Source organism: Parasphingorhabdus flavimaris, assembly GCF_013371215.1.
Lineage (GTDB): Bacteria > Pseudomonadota > Alphaproteobacteria > Sphingomonadales > Sphingomonadaceae > Parasphingorhabdus > Parasphingorhabdus flavimaris.
On sequence record NZ_JABWMH010000002.1, the window covers coordinates 218,259 to 237,066 of the forward strand.

The 18,808-nt window shown below is 59.4% G+C and carries 19 protein-coding genes; 10 read left to right on the forward strand and 9 right to left on the reverse strand.

What is annotated here, in order from left to right; genetic code table 11:
- Position 1: 1 nt before the first annotated feature.
- A complete protein-coding gene (locus HUO14_RS05785) occupies positions 2 to 1,282 on the reverse strand; it encodes an MFS transporter (protein WP_343046062.1) in 1,281 nt (426 codons plus the stop codon).
- Positions 1,283 to 1,455: 173 nt separating this feature from the next.
- On the opposite strand from HUO14_RS05785, the gene HUO14_RS05790 reads away from it, so the two are divergent.
- On the forward strand, positions 1,456 to 3,174 hold the full coding sequence (locus HUO14_RS05790) for a DUF885 domain-containing protein (RefSeq protein WP_176279499.1): 1,719 nt from the start codon (positions 1,456 to 1,458) through the stop codon (positions 3,172 to 3,174).
- A 171-nt stretch (positions 3,175 to 3,345) separates the two neighbouring features.
- On the forward strand, positions 3,346 to 4,038 hold the full coding sequence (locus HUO14_RS05795) for a L,D-transpeptidase family protein (protein WP_246255404.1): 693 nt from the start codon (positions 3,346 to 3,348) through the stop codon (positions 4,036 to 4,038).
- Positions 4,039 to 4,070: 32 nt separating this feature from the next.
- Here HUO14_RS05795 and HUO14_RS05800 read toward each other — a convergent pair whose 3' ends face one another.
- Positions 4,071 to 5,138: an aspartyl/asparaginyl beta-hydroxylase domain-containing protein gene (locus HUO14_RS05800; RefSeq protein WP_176278944.1), complete on the reverse strand. Its 1,068-nt coding sequence runs from the start codon at positions 5,136 to 5,138 to the stop codon at positions 4,071 to 4,073.
- Positions 5,139 to 5,558: 420 nt separating this feature from the next.
- Between HUO14_RS05800 and HUO14_RS05805 the strand changes: the two genes are divergently transcribed.
- From HUO14_RS05805 to HUO14_RS05820, 4 genes are all read left to right on the forward strand, one after another.
- The gene (locus HUO14_RS05805; protein WP_176278945.1) at positions 5,559 to 5,699 is read left to right on the forward strand and encodes a hypothetical protein; all 141 of its coding nucleotides are present in this window, start codon (positions 5,559 to 5,561) and stop codon (positions 5,697 to 5,699) included.
- A 36-nt stretch (positions 5,700 to 5,735) separates the two neighbouring features.
- Positions 5,736 to 5,978 (forward strand): hypothetical protein, encoded by a 243-nt coding sequence (locus HUO14_RS05810; RefSeq protein WP_176278946.1) that lies wholly within the window; start codon positions 5,736 to 5,738, stop codon positions 5,976 to 5,978.
- A gap of 224 nt (positions 5,979 to 6,202) precedes the next feature.
- A complete protein-coding gene (locus HUO14_RS05815; protein ID WP_176278947.1) occupies positions 6,203 to 6,496 on the forward strand; it encodes a type II toxin-antitoxin system RelE/ParE family toxin in 294 nt (97 codons plus the stop codon).
- An 8-nt stretch (positions 6,497 to 6,504) separates the two neighbouring features.
- Positions 6,505 to 6,792 carry an addiction module antidote protein gene (locus HUO14_RS05820; RefSeq protein ID WP_176278948.1) on the forward strand — a complete coding sequence of 96 codons (288 nt, stop codon included), beginning with the start codon at positions 6,505 to 6,507 and terminating at the stop codon, positions 6,790 to 6,792.
- A gap of 358 nt (positions 6,793 to 7,150) precedes the next feature.
- On the opposite strand, the gene HUO14_RS05825 is transcribed toward HUO14_RS05820, so the two are convergent.
- On the reverse strand, positions 7,151 to 9,448 hold the full coding sequence (locus tag HUO14_RS05825) for an ATP-dependent helicase (RefSeq protein WP_484555885.1): 2,298 nt from the start codon (positions 9,446 to 9,448) through the stop codon (positions 7,151 to 7,153).
- A gap of 119 nt (positions 9,449 to 9,567) precedes the next feature.
- Here HUO14_RS05825 and HUO14_RS05830 point away from each other — a divergent pair, with 119 nt between their 5' ends.
- The gene (locus HUO14_RS05830) at positions 9,568 to 9,900 is read left to right on the forward strand and encodes a hypothetical protein (protein ID WP_176278950.1); all 333 of its coding nucleotides are present in this window, start codon (positions 9,568 to 9,570) and stop codon (positions 9,898 to 9,900) included.
- 143 nt (positions 9,901 to 10,043) lie between these two features.
- Positions 10,044 to 10,169 carry a hypothetical protein gene (locus tag HUO14_RS16400; protein WP_281365379.1) on the forward strand — a complete coding sequence of 42 codons (126 nt, stop codon included), beginning with the start codon at positions 10,044 to 10,046 and terminating at the stop codon, positions 10,167 to 10,169.
- Here HUO14_RS16400 and rsmD read toward each other — a convergent pair.
- Together rsmD and HUO14_RS05840 are read right to left on the reverse strand one after the other, a co-directional pair.
- Positions 10,166 to 10,714 carry a 16S rRNA (guanine(966)-N(2))-methyltransferase RsmD gene (gene rsmD / locus HUO14_RS05835; RefSeq protein WP_176278951.1) on the reverse strand — a complete coding sequence of 183 codons (549 nt, stop codon included), beginning with the start codon at positions 10,712 to 10,714 and terminating at the stop codon, positions 10,166 to 10,168. The two genes, HUO14_RS16400 and rsmD, sit on opposite strands and share 4 nt — an antisense overlap.
- Positions 10,715 to 10,741: 27 nt before the next feature.
- Positions 10,742 to 11,551 (reverse strand): pseudouridine synthase, encoded by an 810-nt coding sequence (locus tag HUO14_RS05840; RefSeq protein WP_176278952.1) that lies wholly within the window; start codon positions 11,549 to 11,551, stop codon positions 10,742 to 10,744.
- 95 nt (positions 11,552 to 11,646) lie between these two features.
- Between HUO14_RS05840 and HUO14_RS05845 the strand changes: the two genes are divergently transcribed.
- Entirely contained in the window at positions 11,647 to 12,426 is a 780-nt protein-coding gene (locus HUO14_RS05845) for a DUF1223 domain-containing protein (protein ID WP_176278953.1), read from the forward strand.
- A gap of 73 nt (positions 12,427 to 12,499) precedes the next feature.
- Entirely contained in the window at positions 12,500 to 14,197 is a 1,698-nt protein-coding gene (locus HUO14_RS05850; RefSeq protein WP_335647075.1) for an AmpG family muropeptide MFS transporter, read from the forward strand.
- On the opposite strand, the gene HUO14_RS05855 is transcribed toward HUO14_RS05850, so the two are convergent.
- The 4 genes from HUO14_RS05855 to trpB all read right to left on the reverse strand — a co-directional run bounded on the left by HUO14_RS05855 (position 14,194) and on the right by trpB (position 18,736).
- Positions 14,194 to 15,516 carry a bifunctional folylpolyglutamate synthase/dihydrofolate synthase gene (locus HUO14_RS05855; protein WP_176278954.1) on the reverse strand — a complete coding sequence of 441 codons (1,323 nt, stop codon included), beginning with the start codon at positions 15,514 to 15,516 and terminating at the stop codon, positions 14,194 to 14,196. The two genes, HUO14_RS05850 and HUO14_RS05855, sit on opposite strands and share 4 nt — an antisense overlap.
- A 116-nt stretch (positions 15,517 to 15,632) precedes the next feature.
- The gene (gene accD, locus HUO14_RS05860) at positions 15,633 to 16,487 is read right to left on the reverse strand and encodes an acetyl-CoA carboxylase, carboxyltransferase subunit beta (RefSeq protein ID WP_176278955.1); all 855 of its coding nucleotides are present in this window, start codon (positions 16,485 to 16,487) and stop codon (positions 15,633 to 15,635) included.
- A 97-nt stretch (positions 16,488 to 16,584) separates the two neighbouring features.
- Entirely contained in the window at positions 16,585 to 17,382 is a 798-nt protein-coding gene (gene trpA / locus HUO14_RS05865; RefSeq protein WP_176278956.1) for a tryptophan synthase subunit alpha, read from the reverse strand.
- Positions 17,383 to 17,503: 121 nt separating this feature from the next.
- The gene (gene trpB, locus HUO14_RS05870; RefSeq protein ID WP_176278957.1) at positions 17,504 to 18,736 is read right to left on the reverse strand and encodes a tryptophan synthase subunit beta; all 1,233 of its coding nucleotides are present in this window, start codon (positions 18,734 to 18,736) and stop codon (positions 17,504 to 17,506) included.
- Positions 18,737 to 18,808 lie beyond the last annotated feature (72 nt).

Here is an 18,808-nt window from a genome sequence, read left to right on the forward strand (position 1 = left end):
GTTATCTTTTCATTCCTGCTGCCGGTTCGGATTCGAGATCTTCCGGCGGATCAAATGTCTTGGCAGCACCGAGTTGGGGGAACAGGCGCGACCATAGTCCGGTGACCACTATAGCACCGGCACCGCCCGCGACAATGGCCGCAATCGGTCCGACCAGAACCGCGAGGCCTCCGGACAGTGCGTCGCCAAGTTCGTTTGATGCGCTGATCGTCATCTGGCTGACCGCGCCGACGCGTCCGCGCTTGGCGTCCGGCGTGTGCAGCTGGATCAGGGAACTGCGGACATAGACCCCGAACATGTCGGCGGCACCGCATATTCCGAGGCAGGCCATCGAGAGATAGAGGTTGGTGCTGAGACCGAAGCCGATTGTGCCCAGACCAAATACGGCCATGGCAACCAGCATGCTGTTGCCGACATTCTTGCTCAGCGGGGCGAAGGAAAAGATCAGCGCGACGATCACCGCGCCCACGGCCGGCGAGGCCGCCAGCAGCGACAGGCCGATTTCACCGGCGTTTAATATATCCTTGGCAAATACCGGGATCATGGCGGTTGCACCGGCGAGGAACATGACCAGCAGGTCAAGCGTGATTGCTCCCAGCACCAGCTTGTTGGTCCAGACATAGGCCATGCCGTCGCCGACCTGTTGCAGCGGGCTTTTGGTCTTGTCGGCTGCAGCCCGCGGCACCGGGCCGATCAGGAAAATCGCCAGCGTCGCCAGCGTATAAAGCGCTGCGCAGACAAAATAGGGCAGGGCCGCATCGACCTTGTAGAGCGGGCCGGCCATGCCGGGACCGGCTATGACGCCGACTTGCCAGGCGATGGTCGAGAGCGCAATCGCGCGGGGCAACGATGCCTTCGGAACAAGATTGGGCGCCAGTGACGTGATTGCGGGTCCCAGAAAGGCACGGCAAATGCCGAGCAATACGGCAATCACGTAGATCGACCCGAGCGTGATTCCGCCCGACGCGGTCATCAGGCCGAGCGCAAGCGCAATCAGGGCCTGCGCCGCGAGCACGATGCGGGCGATCCAGCGGCGATCCATATGGTCGGCGACCCAGCCGACCAGCGGGGTCAGGATGAACAGTGGCACGAACTGGAGCAATCCGAGCAGACCCAATATGCCGGCCGACGCGCTTATGCCCATGTCCTCACGCGCCAGATTATAGGCCTGCCAGCCGAGGATCAGCATCATCGCATAAAGCGCGAACATCGACGCCAGGCGCGAGAACCAGAGATAGCGATAATTGGCTATGGTAAAGGGATGTGGTGCGGGGCTGATCACGAGATGACTGCTAGCGATTCCCGTAACTTGCTGCAATCAATTCATGCCCGCACGGAAAGATTCGGACGCCCCGCAGTTCGTCGAATATGGCTGGCCAAGCGACCGGCGACTATGCCAATCAACAGGTACGATAATAATCGAATGGAATATTCCCCGGGGAGATGAAAATGAAAATGCGCAATCTATTGCTGGCGGTATCGCTGGCCGCCTTGACCGTGAGCGGATGCAAGAAAATCGAGGCCGAACCGGTCGCGGCGATGAAGATTGATCAATCGAGCGCCTGGGGCAGCTATCTCTCCGGCTTTCTGGACGGTTATTTCCCGGTAAATCCGAATTTCGCCGTCTATCAGGGCAAGCATGAATTTGACGGCCAGCTTCCCGACTGGAGCGCTGAAGGCCTCAAAAAGGCCGTCGACATCCGCAAACAGGCGATTGCCGACGCGCTGGCGATCGACGCTGCCGACCTGAGCGAAGCGGAAAAATTTGAACGGGATTATCTGGTCAACGTGATGGAGGGCGAGCTTTTCTGGCTGGAAACCGCTGACTCTCCACACAAGAATCCGGCTTATTATGTCGGCGCGCTCGATCCCAATGTCTATATCGCCCGGCCCTATGCGGATGCGGCAACGCGGATGAAGGCGTTTATCAAATATGCCAATGCGGTCCCGGTGGCGGCCCAGCAGATCAAGGACAATCTGAAGCTGCCGCTGCCCGAAACCTATCTCAAATTCGGGCAAGCCGGCTTCGGCGGTTTTGCCGACTATTTTACCGGGGACGCAAAGGCCGCCTTTGCCGAGGTGAAGGATCCCGAACTCCAGCGACAGTTTGATGTTGCCGCGGCGGCGGCGGCTGCGGCGATGAAGGACCTGGCGGGTCATATCGGCTCGGTTCCGGCGACCAGCGACGGCTTTGCACTGGGCGCCGAAAAATTTGCCGCGATGGTGAGCAAGACCGAGGGCGTCAATGTCTCGCTCGACGAACTGGAAGCCATCGGTCGGGCCGATCTCAAGCGCAACCAGGCGGCTCTGGCCAAGGCTTGCGGCAAATTTGCGCCGGGCGCGAGCATCGTTGACTGTTTTGCGAAAATGGCAGCCAACAAGCCGGAGAAGGGGCCGGTGCAGGAAGCCCGCGACCAGTTGCCGCCATTGCGCGAATTTTTGATCGAGAAAGATCTCGTGAGCATCCCCGGCACCGAAGTCGCGCAAGTCGAGGAATCGCCGCCCTACAACCGGCAGAACAGCGCCTATATCGACATTCCCGGACCATATGAAAAAGGCCTGCCGAGCGTCTATTATATCTCGCCACCGGACCCGTCCTGGGACGAGGCAACCCGCGCCGCCTATATTCCCGGCAAGATGGATCTGCTCGGCACCACGATCCACGAGGTCTGGCCCGGCCATTTTCTGAACTTCCTCCACGCCAACCGCGCCGAATCGATCTTTGGCAAATTGTTCGTCGGCTATGCCTTTGCCGAAGGCTGGGCCCATTATACCGAAGAGATGATGGTCGAAGCCGGCCTGCACGATGGTGATCCGGAAACCAAAATCGGGCAATTGTCCAACGCGCTGCTGCGCAACTGCCGCTATCTCTCGGCCATCGGCCTGCACGCCCGCGGGATGACGGTCGAGCAGAGCCTCGATATGTTCCGGAAGCAATGCTATCAGGACCTTGGCAACGCCACCCAGCAGGCAGCGCGCGGAACCTATGATCCGGCCTATCTCAACTATACAATGGGCAAGCTGATGATCCGCAAGCTGCGCGAAGACTGGACCGGCGGTGATCGTGGCAAATGGAAGGCCTTCCACGACGAATTCCTCAGCTACGGTGGACCGCCGATTCCGATGGTCCGCAAGGCGATGATGAAGGAAGCCGAAGCCAGGGCGGTCTTCTAGCGATTATGGCAACCAGGGGTGCCTGCCGGCGCAGGCGCCCCGTTGCGCCCGTTAAGGCTGGTCCTTAACATTCCCGCCACCGCCGTACCGCTGCGGGACGGCCCGAAAAACGGCGGTTTCTTGCCCGCATATCCATGGTAAATACTCCCTTAACGAATGGAGTATTCAGTGATGGTCGAAAAAATCGCATATCGGGTGAGCGCGTCGATCCTGCTGCTGACGGGCCTGGCAATTGTCGCGATGCTGGTCATGGGACTGACCCGCGCCGATGCCGGCTCTTCTTCCCAGCGGACGACCGAAGCCGTTGCCGACAGCGCGGCACCCGAAGCGGTCGTGGAGAATGTCTCCGTGGCCGGGCCGATTGCGGAGCAACCAGCTGAAATTGTGGATAAACTCCCGCTGAGTGACAAATTTGTGGTTAAGCGCATCCTCCAGATCGACGAGCCTTTTGTGCACGGCTATTTCAAATGGGACGACGAGGGCGTGCCAGCGGGTGAGCTGGTGGTGACGGTCGATCTTAAGGCCGAGAGCATTTCGGTCTTTCGCGGCGGCTATGAAATCGGAGCTGCGGTGATCACTTTCGGCGACTCGCTCAAGCCCACACCGACCGGCGTCTTCCCGATCACCCAGAAGAACAAGGACCATGTCTCCAATATCTACGGTTCGCCCATGCCCTATATGATGCGACTGACCAATGACGGGATTGCGATCCACGCCTCGGACGTCAAATGGGGCTGGGGCACACGCGGCTGCATCGGCGTACCACTGGAATTTGCACGGCTTTTGTTCGAGCAGGCCAGCCTCGGTGACCGGGTGATTGTCACCAACGGCAAGATGATGGGTGTGGGCGACTCCATATTGTAGGACTGGATCCCCGCGATACCAATCGATGAACGCTAGATTTCAACCGGTTTCTGATAATCGTTGATTGCCTCGAAAATGGTGGTCAGTGCACGGCGTTCGTCTTCGGAGATTTCCGGACGCCAGATTTCGAACAGCAAGATCACCCGTCGCTGATCGCTGCGGTTCCAGGCTTCATGCTCGAAACTGTCGTCAAAAATAAGTGCTTCTCCCGCTTTCCAGGGACGGGTTTCTCCGCCGACACGCAAGGCACAATCGGGCGGCAGCACCAACGGGATGTGGCAGATCAGCCGGGTGTTGAGCATGCCATAATGTGGCGCAATGTGGGTCCCCGGTTCAAGCACAGAATAAAGGGCCATGGGAGAACGATCCTGAATAACCGGGATCGGCGCGCCTGCCAACGCAGCCATGGTCTTCGGGCAATGAACCGAGTTTTCCGTAACTTCGATGCCGTCTTTCCAGAAATAATGGGCACCCCAACTGGGATCGTCGAGCAGCGGGTTATTGGGCCGGGGCCGGTTGGGCTGGCCCTGTACATAGGGTTCGAATTCCTGCGTCCGCGTAATCACGCCTTGCAATTCTTCCTGCATGTCCGGAATGGCAGCTTCCAGTTCGACCAGCCACGGAAATTCCGATCTTTCGTAAAATTCCCGCTGTGGCATGCCAGGGTAATAGAACACCGAAGGCTTCTGGTAGAATATTTCCTTGCGACCCATAAGCAGGTCGATGGCCTGGCGAACCGGGATCGGTGTGTCGTTGCCGGCCAGTCCGGATTCATCCAGTTTGCGGAACAAAAAGGCTTCAAAACGGCCATGGGCCCCGGCCAGAAATTCTTCCGCCTGCTTGATCTTGGGCCGTAAGTCATCTGAAACCGCCGCACCCACGCTGACCATATTCAATGCCGCCTTGTAAAAACCGTTTGCCGCGCGGTCATCATTGGTCCTGGCCTTGAGTTCGCCCATCATGAACAGGGCCGTCAGATGGCGCTTGTCGATCGACAGCAGTCTTTGTAATGCCTTTTCTTCGCCGGTAACATCGCCGCTGTGCAATGCGGCTTCCGCCTCTCCAAGCAAGGATTCGATAGTTTCAGGATGTATGCTCATGGCCGGTTTATAGCGCAGTCCCTCGAGTAGACAAGCGGGTCCACAGATAGATTTGCCGACCCTGTTCATGGTGGCAAAAGGGCCACTTAAGATGATCCGGACGTGGCAAGCGTTGTTGATTTGTGCTGATTTCTAGAGCAACTGGCTGACGAGAATATTATGTCGGCAAGCAAGGCTCAAGCCTTACAAAAGCCTTTTGACTTCCTATATGTTCAATAGGCCTTCGTGATTGCCAATCTGCAATCCCCACCGGCATTGTCTCTTCACGCTCAAAAATTCCTTTGATCGGCTTTCCTGAGGCAGGACATCATTCGCAGCACTATCGTTTGAGTTTGTTCGCCGTCTGCCGATCCGGTCGCTTGTTTTCTTTGCAATGACCCGCTGGCTGCCGCGCGAAAACCACCCCTGGAAGGAAATATCATGGCCAAGTCACAGAAGAAATCCAATCGCGAGGTCCGCAAACCCAAGGCTGAGAAGAAAAAGACCAATGCGTCCAATCCTTCGGCCAAGCCGGGCGTAGTGGCGGGCCTTGAAAACATGAAAAACAATCGCGGGTCCTAGGATGACAATCCGGACGCCAAATACAGGACAAAGATAATGCGCGTAAAAGCCGCTACATGCCGCGAACAGGAAGCGCGGCAACTCGATCTCGCTGCCAATGACCCTCTAGAGACCCGTCGCATCGTCGCTGCGGCTGCCGCCAAGGCATGGGGTCTCGAAGCGATCCAGGCCGAAAGGCGAGAAGCCGGCCATCTCAGCCCGCGCGACAAGCTCGACGCGGAGATCACGTCCGAATTTGCCGATGAAGACGCCGCAAACGCGTTGCAGGGCGGCTCCTGACATGGAGCTTCGGCTGATAGTTGCCTATAGCCTGATCGTGCTGCTGGTTGGCGGTCTGAGCGCGGTCGTGATCGTTATCCGCAAGAAAAACAAAAGGAAACGCGGGGAATATTGAGGGATGATGTCCCGGGTCCGCCGATCAAGGACGCGTTTGGTGATTGACAGTTGCGGTCGATATGTGCACTATGGTGGACAATTGAGATGTGTAGCGTCATGATTGCTGGATGGTTCAGATCGTTCGCACCGGGGTTTATGAGCGTTGGGTCCGGAAACTCAAGGACCGTCATGCAGTGGCTCGCATTTCGGTTGCTATCCGCAAGATTTCGCTGGGCAATTTGGGAGACGTCAAGCCGGTCGGCGGAGGCGTAAGCGAGGTCAGGATTGATTATGGTCCAGGATATCGGCTCTATTTTGTACAACGCTCGAGTGGCCATATCGTCATCTTGCTGTGCGGCGGCACAAAGAAACGGCAGGGTGCCGATATCGCGCGGGCGAAGGAAATGGCAGAAAACCTGTGAGTATCGTGATGGCTGATAAACTGGAATTGAAACCCTGGGATGTTACCGAATATCTCGACAGCGAAGAGATGATCGCGGAATATCTGGCGGTTGCCTTCGAGGAGGGTGATTCCGAACTGATTCGCGTCGCGCTGAATGATGTCGCGCGCGCGCGCGGGATGACCGATCTGCAAAAGCAGACCGGCCTGTCGCGATCCGCGCTCTACAAGGCGCTGGGCGAGGGCGGTAATCCGACGCTCGACACGCTGCTGGCGATATTGAAGGCGCTGGGGGTGAAGATGTCGGTGGTGGGGTGAAGGCTCAAGCCCCTCCTCTTCAGAGGAGGGGGTGGGGTGGTGGCGAGGCAAAGCCGAGCTTGCGCGAAAAAGCCACTCACCGGCATCGACCCGGTTCGCGGTTATTCCATTCCATGAAAGTGAGAGATTGATAGAGGTCTGCCTGCGTTCGCAAAATTCAGAAATTGGCATCAAACCAATTTCCTCATAAACCACCCCTATCCCCTCCTTTGAAAAGGAGGGGGTGAGAGCAGAACCGTTCGTGGTGAGCCTGTCGAACCACTGCTTCTCGCCGCTAGAGGTCGTTGAGCTGCGCTCGCCCTTCGGGTCGACAAGCTCAGGACGAACGGACGTGTAGCCTTAATATTACCGGTAGCCCTCAAGCCACCTCGACAAAACTATCCAGCACCCGCTTGTCGCCTGACTTCTCGAACGCAATCTCCAGCTTGTTGCCTTCCTTCACCTTCACTTCGCCATAGCCGAATTTGGTGTGGAAGACGCGCATGCCGACCGTTACGTCGTCGCGGCCCTTGCTGCCGAGCGAGACGGCGCTGCGGCGGGCTTCCTTTATGTTTTTCGGGGTCTTGTCGAAGCCCGATGATGCGGCGCGCTGCCAGCCGGGGCCGCGTTTTCCGGCGCGGGTGGCATTGGCCGAGGCGAGGTGGGCGAACGGGTCGCTGTTCTCGCTCCAGTTGGCGCGCCACAGGCTTTCGCCGCCGCTCATGCTGCTTTCCTGATCGATATGGTCCTCGGGCAATTCGCCGATGAAGCGTGAGGGGATCGCGCTGTTCCACTGGCCGTAGATCCGCCGGTTGGCGGCGTGGAAGATCGTGCATTTCTTGCGGGCGCGGGTGATCGCGACATAGGCGAGGCGGCGTTCTTCCTCGAGGCTGGCTATGCCGCCCTCGTCAAGGCTGCGCTGCGAGGGAAACACGCCTTCTTCCCAGCCGGCGCAAAAGACATATTCATATTCGAGGCCTTTTGCGCCGTGCATGGTCAATATCGTGACCTTGGCCTCGTCGTCGCGTGCGTCATTGTCCATGACGAGGCTGACATGTTCGAGAAAATCGCCGAGCGTTTCATATTCCTCCATCGCGCGGGCGAGTTCGGTGAGATTCTCGAGGCGACCGGCGGCTTCGGTGGAACGGTCGGCCTGGAGCATCGTCGTATAGCCGCATTCGTCGAGCACGATCCGGGTCAGTTCGGCGTGATCGGTGACGCTGGCCAGTTCCCGCCATCGCCCGAAATTGCGCATCAGTGCGAGCAAGGTGCTGCGCGCGCGGGTCGGCAGTTCGTCGGTATCGCAGATAGTGAGCGCGGCGGCGGCCATGGAGATACCCTGGGCCCGGGCAAGGCGGTGGACCTTTTCCACAGTTTTATCCCCAAGGCCGCGCTTGGGCGTGTTGACGATCCGTTCGAAGGCGAGATCGTCGGCGGGCTGGGCGATTACCCGCAGATAGGCGAGGGCATCGCGGATTTCCTGACGCTCGTAAAAACGGAAGCCACCAATGATCTTGTAGGGCATGCCAATCGAGATGAAGCGGTCCTCGAACTCGCGGGTCTGGAACTGGGCGCGGACGAGGATCGCGACATCGTTGAGCGATGCCTGCTTGATCTGCTGCAGCGCCTCGATCTCGTCGCCGGTACGCCGGGCCTCCTCGGGACCGTCCCAGACGCCGACAACCTGTACTTTTTCGCCTTCGGTTTCCTCGGTCCACAATGTCTTGCCGAGACGACCCGAGTTGTGGTTGATCAGCCCCGATGCGGCGGCCAGAATATGCGGGGTGGATCGGTAATTCTGCTCCAGCTTGACCACCTTTGCTTCGGGAAAATCCTTCTCGAAGCGCAGGATGTTCGCGACCTCCGCGCCGCGCCACGAATAGATCGACTGGTCATCATCGCCGACGCAGCAGATATTCTGATGGCTCTGGGCGAGCAGTCGCAGCCAGAGATATTGCGAGCTGTTGGTGTCCTGATATTCGTCGACGAGAATATATTTGAACCGCTCCTGATAGCGTTTCAATATCTGCCGGTCGGTTTTCAGCAGGTTGAGAATATGGAGCAGAAGATCGCCGAAGTCGCATGCGTTGAGCGCGATCAGTCTGGCCTGATAGGCAGCGTAAAATTCCTGGCCGCGGCCATTGGCGTAGCGTTCGTTTTCACTGGCATCGAGGTCCTGGGGATTGAGCCCCCGGTTCTTCCACTGGTCGATCAGGCCGGCCAGCATCCGTGGGGGCCAGCGTTTCTCGTCAATCTCGGCGGCGCGGATCAGCTGCTTGAGCAGGCGAAGCTGGTCATCGGTATCGAGAATGGTAAAATTGCTCTGCAGGCCGACCAGCTCGGCATGCTGCCGCAGCATTTTCGCGCCGATGCTGTGGAAGGTGCCGAGCCACGGCATGCCTTCGAAACTCTCGCCGACGATTGACCCGATCCGTTCCTTCATCTCGCGGGCGGCCTTGTTGGTGAAGGTCACCGCGAGAATCTCGCTCGGCCAGGCCTTGCGCGAAAAGACGATATGCGCCAGCCGCCGGGTGAGGGCAGCGGTTTTGCCGGTGCCTGCGCCAGCCAGCACCAGTACCGGGCCTTCGGTCGTGAGAACGGCTTCGCGCTGCGGCGCGTTCAATCCCTTCACATAAGGCGGATCGGATTCTTGCGGATGTTTGACAGGTTCGGACACGCGTGAACAGTTAGGGAACATCGGCGACGGCGGCAAGTGGATTAGGGCCTTTTGGGGAACTTTTCACCATCAGGATCATTATCTCCCTACCGGATTGGCCGGGTATGAAGGAGATTGAAATGAGCAAGCGATTGATATGGAGCGCCGTTGCGGCAACCGGATTGATGATCGGTGGCGTGGCAAATGCAAATCAGCCTGAAGACGCTACACAGGCGGCGAAGCCGGCGGCTGCGAAAGCCGGGCAGACTGTCACCGTTGACGGGAAAGAAGTCGCGGTCTGCACAAAGGATGTGCAGGATAGCTGCATCAATCCGCGCGCGGCCGGACTGAACTGGGGCAATCGGCCGCTGGATTATTGGCCCGGCAAACCCGCGAGCGAGAAAGACCCGGTGAGTCAGGAGCAGCCCGAGCCGATGGACGAGCCATCTAACGACGACCAGCCATCTACCTAAGATCAGTCTGTTATATCCGGCGGGGCCTGGTCGAACGGCCTCGCCGCTTTTCATGCTCCTGACCCAAAGGACAGGTTGAATAAAATGTTGCGGCGCACCATTTGTTAACTAATGGACGCCAAAGCACCCCCACGGAGTTTGAAATGAGCAAAAGACTGACCACGAGCGCGATTGTAGCTACATTGATGATGGTTGCGACCAGCTTTTACAGCACGGCGCAGCACAATCAGACCGAAACCGCTTCACGCACGGTGCTAATGGGCGGTTAATCCGTCTCCGGGCGCAGGATGTGAAGCCGCGCCTTGCTGCTGTTGCGCATAATATCCAGACCAAAGCCCTTTACGACAACCTCTTCATCCCTGCCGGTCTCGACCGCGATCCAGCTTGATGGTGCGAACCATCCGTGACGACCGAGCTTGTCCAGAGCGACCGCTCCGGCGCCCGAATCATAGGGTGGATCCATCAGGATCAGGTCATAGGGCTTGCGGGCCTGACCAAGATGCAGAACCGAACCGATCCGGACATCGCTAACGGCACCGGCATCAAGTTTTTCGATATTCTTCTCCAGTGCCCTGATCGCGTCACGATCCTGTTCGACAAAGGTGCAATGGGCAGCGCCGCGCGACAAAGCCTCGAGACCCAGCGCACCGGATCCGGAAAACAGGTCGAGTATCTGCAAGTCTTCGAAATCACCGAGCCGGCTGGTCAGCATCGAAAATAACCGTTCGCGGGTGCGGTCGGCGGTTGGACGGGTTATCTCGCCTTTGGGGGCAACGATGGTCCGGCCCCGCCATTTACCAGCAATTATGCGCATCTCGTTCCGTCCGTCCTGAGCCTGGTCTTATTTCAACGACTTGCGAAATTGCACCAGATCATGCTGCCGCACGACCTCGATCTCGCCTTTTTGCAGATCACCAAGGACGAACGGGCCGTAACGGGTCCGGATCAGGCGCGATACTTCGAGTCCGAAATGTTCCAGCACCCGGCGCACTTCGCGGTTCTTGCCTTCGGTCAGGGTCATTTCGATCCACTGGTTGCGGCCGGTGCGCCGTTCGAGATTGGCGGTAATCGGGCCATAATGCATGCCCTCGATCGTGATGCCGCGATAGAGTTCCTCGAGCTGGTTCTGGCTTATGTCGCCGAACGTCCGCGCCCGGTAGGTGCGTTCGATACCGTTTTTGGGCAATTCCATCTCGCGCTTGAACTCGCCGTCTGTGGTCATCAGCAACAGACCCTCGGTGTTCATGTCGAGGCGACCGATCGGCATCACCCGTTCCATGTCGGGCAGGACATCGTAAATTGTCTTCTTGCCGGAAAAATCGCGTTCCGCGGTCAGATAGCCATTGGGCTTGTGAAAACGGTAGAGCTTGGCGGGCGCCGGTTCGGCAACCGGGTTGCCATCGACGGTTATTCCGGTCAGGTTCTTGAGCAACAGCGAGGGATGTTCGACAAGATTGCCGTTCAGTTCAATCCGCCCGGCTTCGATCATCCGCTCGATTTCGCGCCGCGATGCGACTCCGGCACGGGCGAGAAGCTTGGCAATGCGCTGCCCTTCGCGGGCCTCGCTCGGCGCTGGTGCCGGTTTGGCCGCCGATTTTGCTCCGGGGGTCGGTTTTGCGCGATATATCTTGGGTTTTTTATCTTCGGTCATGGCCGAGACGCATGGCCGAAAAAAGCTCTGGCTGCAATCTGTAACCTGTGGTGCAGTGCCTGCGAATATCGATTGTCGGCCTAACGGAGTTGGAAATGAGCAAGATTATCACAAGCCTGTTGATCGGAGGTGCGGCTGTTGCCGGATTTGTCGGTATTCAACTGGCTCCGACATCGGCCGTCAGTTCCGCTCAGCTAACGACACCCGCCAGCCCTCCCGATGCCACCGGAACCCCCCGTCCGGTGGTCATCGAGCTGTTCACCAGCCAGGGATGTTCGTCCTGTCCCCCCGCAGATTTGCTGGCCAGTCGGCTGGCGAAAGACGACTCCCTGCTGGTGATCACGCGGCCTGTGACCTACTGGGACCGGCTCGGCTGGAAGGACACGCTGGCGCGCGAAGACAATAGCGCGCTGCAACGCGCCTATGCGGCCAAGGGCCATGAAGGGGCAGGGGTCTATACTCCTCAGATGGTGGTCAATGGCGGCGGTGGAGCAGTGGGGTCTCGCGAAAATGACATCCGCTCGCTGGTTCGCCGCGCGGATGCAACCGGTCCTTCGATCTCAACGTCCGTCAATGTCGATGGCGCGGTGACGGTATCGATCAAAGGCAAATCGGATTATCTCGCCGGGATTTCGCTGATCGCGCTGAGTTCTTCCGAAAGCGTTCGGATCGGACGCGGCGAAAATGGCGGACGAACGATGCATTATACCAATGTCGTCAAGGCCGAGCAGAATCTGGGCAGCTGGCGCGGGCGGCCGATGGAATTTGTTGTCTCTCCGGAAAATTTCAGGATCAGCGGCGCGGACAAATATGCAATCATCTTGCAGCGCCCCGGTGCGGGGCCAATTGTCGCGGCCAGGCTGCTGGATATCTGACCCGCGACAAAATCAAGCTGGCATTCAGGTGAATAGGCGCTAATGATTCCCGCAGTTCGAGGGAGAATCTGGCGTGAGTGAGCAGGTAGAAAAATTGGGATGGCGCAAAGTACTCGCGTCGCTGGGCAATCGCAAAACCCTGTTCATGACAATCTTCGGTTTCGCCGCGGGCCTGCCTTATGCGCTGCTCCTGGGAACCCTCTATGCATGGCTCTCTGATGCCGAGGTCGATCTGGAGACGATGGGCGTGTTTTCGCTGATCGGACTGGCTTACGCGTTCAAGTTTCTCTGGTCGCCTGCGCTGGATCGCATAGACGTCCCGATCCTGAAAAGGCTGGGAAAGCGCAAGCAGTGGATCGTGACCGCGCAATTGTTGCTCGGCTTCATTCTGGTTGTGCTGGCCACGCTCAATCCGGTTTCGGCGCTAGGATTATTTTCCCTGTTGGCAGGGATAGGCGCTTTTGCTTCGGCCACGCAGGATGTCGTCATCGATGCATGGCGGGTCGATGTCGCCGACGAAGTGGCCACCATCGATATTCTTTCTACTGTTTATCAGATGGGCTACCGGATCGCCGCGCTGGTTGGCGGCGCACTGGCGCTATTTCTCGCCGAACGGACCGACTGGCCAACAGTCTATCTGACCATGGGAGCGATCATGCTGCTGATCGGTTTTGCCGGTCTGTTTGCGCCCGACGCAGAGACAACCGTCCAGACCGCCACCGAAATGGCCGACGAGCACGGCCTGCGGAAAACCGGCCAGCTTGATCCGCGGGTGCGGGGATGGGCGCTGCTGGCCGTTGCGATGCTGTGGGGCTGGGCCTTGTTGACGGTCGGGACATTCATGGTCCGGTCGCTGGGCAGCGATGCGGAGACGCGTCCTGATTCCGTCGCATTCATCTCGACGATGGGGCCGCTGATTGTCGTGGCAACGGTTGTCATTCCGGTTCTGATTTCGGCATTTCTGGTGCGCCTGGAGCGCAAGGGGCAATATCTTCTGACCAGGGATGTGCCCGCTGAATCCACCGCCGGACGGTTTCTTGATCATGGCTATCGCGCGCTCGTGCTTCCCCTCACCGAATTTGTCGGACGGCTGGGCTGGGCGCTGATCGTCATATTGGGTCTGGTTCTGACCTATCGGATCACGGACTCAATCTGGGGTAGCTTTGCCTATCCATTCTATCTGGGCGAGCTTCAATATACCAAGGACGAAGTGGCCGTGGCGTCGAAGTTCTTCGGAATCGGCGCGTTGATGATCGGTCTTGCGGCGGGCGGCTATATGCTCACCACTCTGGGTCGGATGTTGACGCTTACCCTGGGTGCTGTTCTCGCGGCTGCGACCAACCTGCTCTATGCCGATCTGGCGAGAGGCGGGGCAGTGGTGCAATCGGTCAGCGATCTGACCGGCTTTACCTGGCTGGTTGCCAACCTCGGCGGGGATGCCGGGCTTGCGAAGCTGATGATGGCGATTGCCGGCGAGAATATTGCGGTCGGCATCGCCGGAGCGGCCTTCGTCGCCTATCTGTCGTCGATTGTCGCCAAGGGCTATAGCGCGGTCCAATATGCGCTGCTTTCATCGCTTACGATGCTGGTCGGGACATTGGGCCGCGGAGCACTGGGCCAGATGATCGAGGAGCAGGGCTATTTCCAGGTCTTCATCCTGACCACGCTCATGGGCGGAATCGCGGTGATAATCTGCATCGTCGAATGGATACGCATTTCGCGTCTCGGGGCCCGGTCGGGAGTCGATCAGACCGCCTTGAAGGGCGTCTAGTCCGGGACCTGCTCGTTCGCTTTCAGCACATCGCCGACCAGATAGAGTGAACCGGCAATCAGCACGGTCCTGCCCGCATCTGGCGACAGGCCGGTTAACGCCGCGGTCACGTCGCTGGCTTCGTTCAACGGCGCATCCATTTCGGGATAGTTTTCACGACCATGTGATTCATGCCCCGGAACCGGAACCACGGTCACGCTCGCCAGCTTGTCCTGCAGCGGCGTGATGATCGCGGCGGGGTCCTTGTTCGCCAGCATTCCGATCACCAGATCGATCGACCCCGCTTCATGGTCCGCGAAATATCTGGCGAGGGCGAGACCGGCGCTGGCATTGTGCCCGCCGTCGACCCAGATCCCGGCATCGGCTGGCAGAAGGCGCGTCACCGGACCGGCGACCAGATGTTGCATCCGGCCGGGCCATTGCGCCCAGCCCATCGCGGCCCTGAGCGCGGCGTCCGAAATGGCGAGCGCGTCCTGATGGCGCAGCATGGCGATGGCGAGCGCTGCATTGTCCGTCTGATGGGCACCGGCGAGGGCCGGCTGGGGCAGATCGATCCTGCCTTTCCGGTCGATATAGTGAAGCTGGCCTTCGTAAATGGCCGCATCCCATTCGCCGCCGCGCGGAAAATGCTGCGCCCCGACCGCTGCAGCATGATCGGCGATCACCTGCAGCATTTCCGCAGCATATTTTTGCGTCAGCAGCGGCGCGCCCTTCTTGGCGATACCGGCTTTTTCCCACGCGATCCGGACGATCGGTTCGTCCGGTGTGCCCGCTTCGGGGGAGAGCAGAAAGCCTTCATGATCGATGCCGAGCGCCGCGATTCCGGTCGCGACCGGGCGGGCGATGACGTTGGTTGCATCGAGCCGGCCGCCGAGACCGACCTCCAGGATGCAGGCATCGGCGGGGGTTTCGGAGAAGGCGAGGAAGGCTGCCGCTGTCGTCGCCTCGAAAAAGCTCGGATTGATATCCTCGCTGATGTCGAGCACCCTTGCGAGCAGTTCGGCTAGATAGTCGTCCTCGACCAGCTGGCCCGCCAGCCGGATGCGCTCGTTGAAGCGAACCAGATGCGGGCTGGTATAGACATGGGCCTTGAGTCCTTCCGCCTCGATTGCGGCGCGCAGGAAGGCGCAGGTCGAACCCTTGCCGTTGGTGCCGGCGACGTGGAAGACGGGGGGCAGTTTTTCATGCGGATTGCCGAGACGGTTTAGGACTTCGCTGATCCGCTCCAGCCCGAGCACATCGCGGCCAGGCGAGAGCATCTCGAGCCGGTCGAGCTGTTTCTGGACCGCCGGATCATCGGAACGCGCGCCGTCAGCCATCTACTCCCCTCCCGCTCGCGGGAGGGGCCGGGGGTGGGCCTGAATAATGAAATCGGCGGTTCTGATCATGGATGATATTCCCACCCCTAACCCCTCCCGCAAGCGGGAGGGGGGAATCAAGCGGCGGTTTTCCATGCCATCAAATAGCCCATGATCTGCGCCAGTGTCGCGCGCAGTTCCTTGCGGTGTACGACCATGTCGACCATGCCGTGCTCGAGCAGATATTCTGCGGTCTGGAAACCCTCGGGCAGTTTTTCGCGGATCGTATTCTCGATCACCCGCTGTCCGGCAAAGCCGATCATCGCGCCCGGTTCGGAAATATGCACGTCGCCGAGCATCGCATAGCTTGCGGTAACGCCGCCGGTGGTCGGGTCGGTCAGCACGACGATGAACGGGATACCCGCCTCGCGCAGCATCGAGATCGCCACCGTGGTCTTGGGCATTTGCATCAGCGACAAAATGCCCTCCTGCATCCGCGCACCACCGGCGGCGGTGAAGATGATATAGGGGCACTGGTCCTTGAGCGCGCGCTTGGCGCCATCGACAAAGGCCTGACCCACGGCCAGTCCCATCGAACCGCCCATGAAGGCAAAATCCTGTACCCCGACAACGCAGGGGATATTCTCGATGGTGCCCTGGGCGTTGATCAGCGCATCCTGTTCGCCGGTCTTGTTCCGCGCATCTTTCAGCCGGTCGCTATATTTCTTCTGGTCCTTGAACTTGAGCGGATCTTCCTGGACCGCTGCCCAGGGAATCATTTTCCAGCTATTCTCGTCCATGATCTGGGCGAAGCGGGTCATCGGACCAATGCGGCCGTGATGCTCGCATTTCGGGCAGATGTGCATATTTTCCTCATATTCCTTGAGGAACACCATCGCTTCGCATTTCTTGCACTTGTGCCAGAGATTATCGGGCGTTTCGCGTTTGGTGATCGACGCGATCTTGTTGCGGACATTGCTTAGCCAGCTCATATTATCATTCCTCTATTCCGTTCGCATCGAGCGAAGTCGAGATGCCTGCGCGTGCGGCCTGTGTCTCGACTGCGCTCGACACGAACGGTGTACGATTTCAAATCTCTCTGGCCGTCCTGATAGCATCGGACAGCGACTTTACATAGTCCCTGACATAAGGCGCGGCGTCTTTTCCGTGTTCGCCGACAATTTCGACGATCGCCGAGCCGACAACCACGCCATCGGCGACCTTCGCGATATCGGCGGCCTGTTCGGGTGTGCGGACGCCAAAGCCGACCGCGACCGGCAGGTCGGTGCCCGCTTTCAGGCGTGTGACCGCTTCCTCGATGCTCGCCTGTGCCGCCTGTTGCTGGCCGGTGATGCCGGCGACCGAGACATAATAGAGAAAGCCGCTGGCGTTGTTGAGAATTTGCGGCAGACGCTCGGCATCGGTGGTCGGGGTAGCGAGGCGGATCACCGCGACATCCTTTGCGCGCAGGGCGTCGCCGAGGCTTTCGTCTTCCTCGACCGGGATATCGACGCAGATCACCGCATCGACACCGGCGTCGACGCAGGCATTGGCGAACCAGTCGGAGCCGCGGATGGTCATCGGATTGGCATAGCCCATCAGCACCAGCGGCGTATCGGGATGGCGCTGGCGGAATTCTCTGGCCATGTTGAAGATGTCAGCGGTTTTCGTGCCCGCGGCGAGACTGCGGATATCCGCTTCCTGGATCGAGGGGCCATCGGCCATCGGGTCGGTGAACGGCATGCCGAGTTCGATCACATCGGCACCGCCCTCGACGAGGGCGTCGAGGATCGCGCCGGTGTCGGCAGGGGTCGGATCGCCCGCGGTGACGAAGGCGACGAGGGCCGCGCGGTCGGCGGGGAAGGATTGGGAGAGACGATCAGTCATTGTGAAAAACCCATAAGCTCGTCACCCTGAACTTGATTCAGGGTCCATTTCTGTTCTTGAGGCAGGCTCTGCGATGGCTTGATGGATGCTGAAACAAGTTCAGCATGACGAGCGTATATTTTCATATCTCCGTCCCCAGCGCCTCGGCGACGGTGAAAATATCCTTGTCGCCGCGACCGCAGAGGTTCGCGAGAATGATCTTGTCGCGGTCCATCTTCACCGCTTCGCGCGTCACCGCGGCGATTGCGTGGCTCGGCTCGAGCGCGGGGATGATGCCTTCGGTGCGGCAGAGCAGCTGGAAGGCGTCGAGCGCTTCTTTGTCGGTGGCGCTGTCATAATCGACGCGGCCGGATTCTTTCAGCCAGCTGTGCTCGGGGCCGATGCCGGGATAGTCGAGGCCGGCACTGATCGAATGGGCTTCGGTGATCTGGCCGTCTTCGTCCTGCAGCAAATAGGTCTTGTTGCCGTGCAATATGCCGGGGCCGCCGCCGGCGAGGCTTGCTGCATGTTCCTTGTCGAGACCATGGCCGGCCGCCTCGATGCCGAGCATCTTCACGTCCGGATCATCAAGAAACGGGTGGAACAGGCCGATGGCATTGGAGCCGCCGCCGATCGCCGCGACCAGCATATCGGGCAGACGCCCGACGCGCTCCAGCATCTGGGCGCGGGCTTCCTTGCCGATCACGCTTTGAAAATCGCGGACCAGTTCGGGATAGGGATGGGGACCGGCAGCGGTGCCGATGATGTAGAATGTGTCGTGGACATTGGCGACCCAGTCGCGCAGCGCCTCGTTCATCGCGTCCTTCAGCGTCGCCGCGCCGCTGGTCACCGGGACCACTTCGGCGCCGAGCAATTTCATCCGGAACAGATTGGGTTTCTGCCGCGCGACATCGGTCGCGCCCATGAAGATGGTGCAGGGGAGGCCAAAGCGGGCGCAGACGGTTGCCGTGGCCACGCCATGCTGGCCGGCGCCGGTTTCGGCGATGATCCGGGTCTTGCCCATGCGCATGGCGAGCAATATCTGGCCGATGCAATTGTTGATCTTGTGCGCACCGGTATGGTTGAGCTCGTCACGCTTGAACCAGATTTGCGCGCCTTTTCCTTCCGGCGCATCCTTGCGGACTTCCTCGGTCAGGCTCTCGGCATAATAGAGCGGCGAGGGACGGCCGACATAATTTTGCAGCAGGTCGTTGAACTCTTCCTCGAACGCCGGGTCGGCCTGCGCCGCGCGATAATGTTTTTCCAGGTCGAGGATCAGCGGCATCAAGGTTTCGGCGACATAGCGGCCGCCGAATTCGCCGAAATGGCCACGGTCATCAGGCTGGTTGCGGAAGCTGTTGGGTGTGTCGTTCATGGGTCTGAAATTTCCGTTCGCATCGAGCGAAGTCGAGATGCATCTGTGACCGGCCTGTGTCTCGACTGCGCT

Bases quoted from the DNA above. Each gene is read 5' to 3' on its own strand.
- HUO14_RS05810 (WP_176278946.1), top strand. From the start codon at position 5,736: ATGCGCGTAAAAGCCGCTACATGCCGCGAACAGGAAGCGCGGCAACTC.
- HUO14_RS05795 (WP_246255404.1), top strand. From the start codon at position 3,346: ATGGTCGAAAAAATCGCATATCGGGTGAGCGCGTCGATCCTGCTGCTG.
- HUO14_RS05840 (WP_176278952.1), bottom strand. From the start codon at position 11,551: ATGACCGAAGATAAAAAACCCAAGATATATCGCGCAAAACCGACCCCC.
- HUO14_RS16400 (WP_281365379.1), top strand. From the start codon at position 10,044: ATGAGCAAAAGACTGACCACGAGCGCGATTGTAGCTACATTGATGATG.
- HUO14_RS05800 (WP_176278944.1), bottom strand. From the start codon at position 5,138: ATGAGCATACATCCTGAAACTATCGAATCCTTGCTTGGAGAGGCGGAA.
- HUO14_RS05820 (WP_176278948.1), top strand. From the start codon at position 6,505: ATGGCTGATAAACTGGAATTGAAACCCTGGGATGTTACCGAATATCTC.
- HUO14_RS05845 (WP_176278953.1), top strand. From the start codon at position 11,647: ATGAGCAAGATTATCACAAGCCTGTTGATCGGAGGTGCGGCTGTTGCC.
- rsmD (WP_176278951.1), bottom strand. From the start codon at position 10,714: ATGCGCATAATTGCTGGTAAATGGCGGGGCCGGACCATCGTTGCCCCC.
- trpB (WP_176278957.1), bottom strand. From the start codon at position 18,736: ATGAACGACACACCCAACAGCTTCCGCAACCAGCCTGATGACCGTGGC.
- HUO14_RS05815 (WP_176278947.1), top strand. From the start codon at position 6,203: ATGGTTCAGATCGTTCGCACCGGGGTTTATGAGCGTTGGGTCCGGAAA.
- HUO14_RS05805 (WP_176278945.1), top strand. From the start codon at position 5,559: ATGGCCAAGTCACAGAAGAAATCCAATCGCGAGGTCCGCAAACCCAAG.
- accD (WP_176278955.1), bottom strand. From the start codon at position 16,487: ATGAGCTGGCTAAGCAATGTCCGCAACAAGATCGCGTCGATCACCAAA.
- HUO14_RS05830 (WP_176278950.1), top strand. From the start codon at position 9,568: ATGAGCAAGCGATTGATATGGAGCGCCGTTGCGGCAACCGGATTGATG.
- trpA (WP_176278956.1), bottom strand. From the start codon at position 17,382: ATGACTGATCGTCTCTCCCAATCCTTCCCCGCCGACCGCGCGGCCCTC.
- HUO14_RS05790 (WP_176279499.1), top strand. From the start codon at position 1,456: ATGCGCAATCTATTGCTGGCGGTATCGCTGGCCGCCTTGACCGTGAGC.
- HUO14_RS05855 (WP_176278954.1), bottom strand. From the start codon at position 15,516: ATGGCTGACGGCGCGCGTTCCGATGATCCGGCGGTCCAGAAACAGCTC.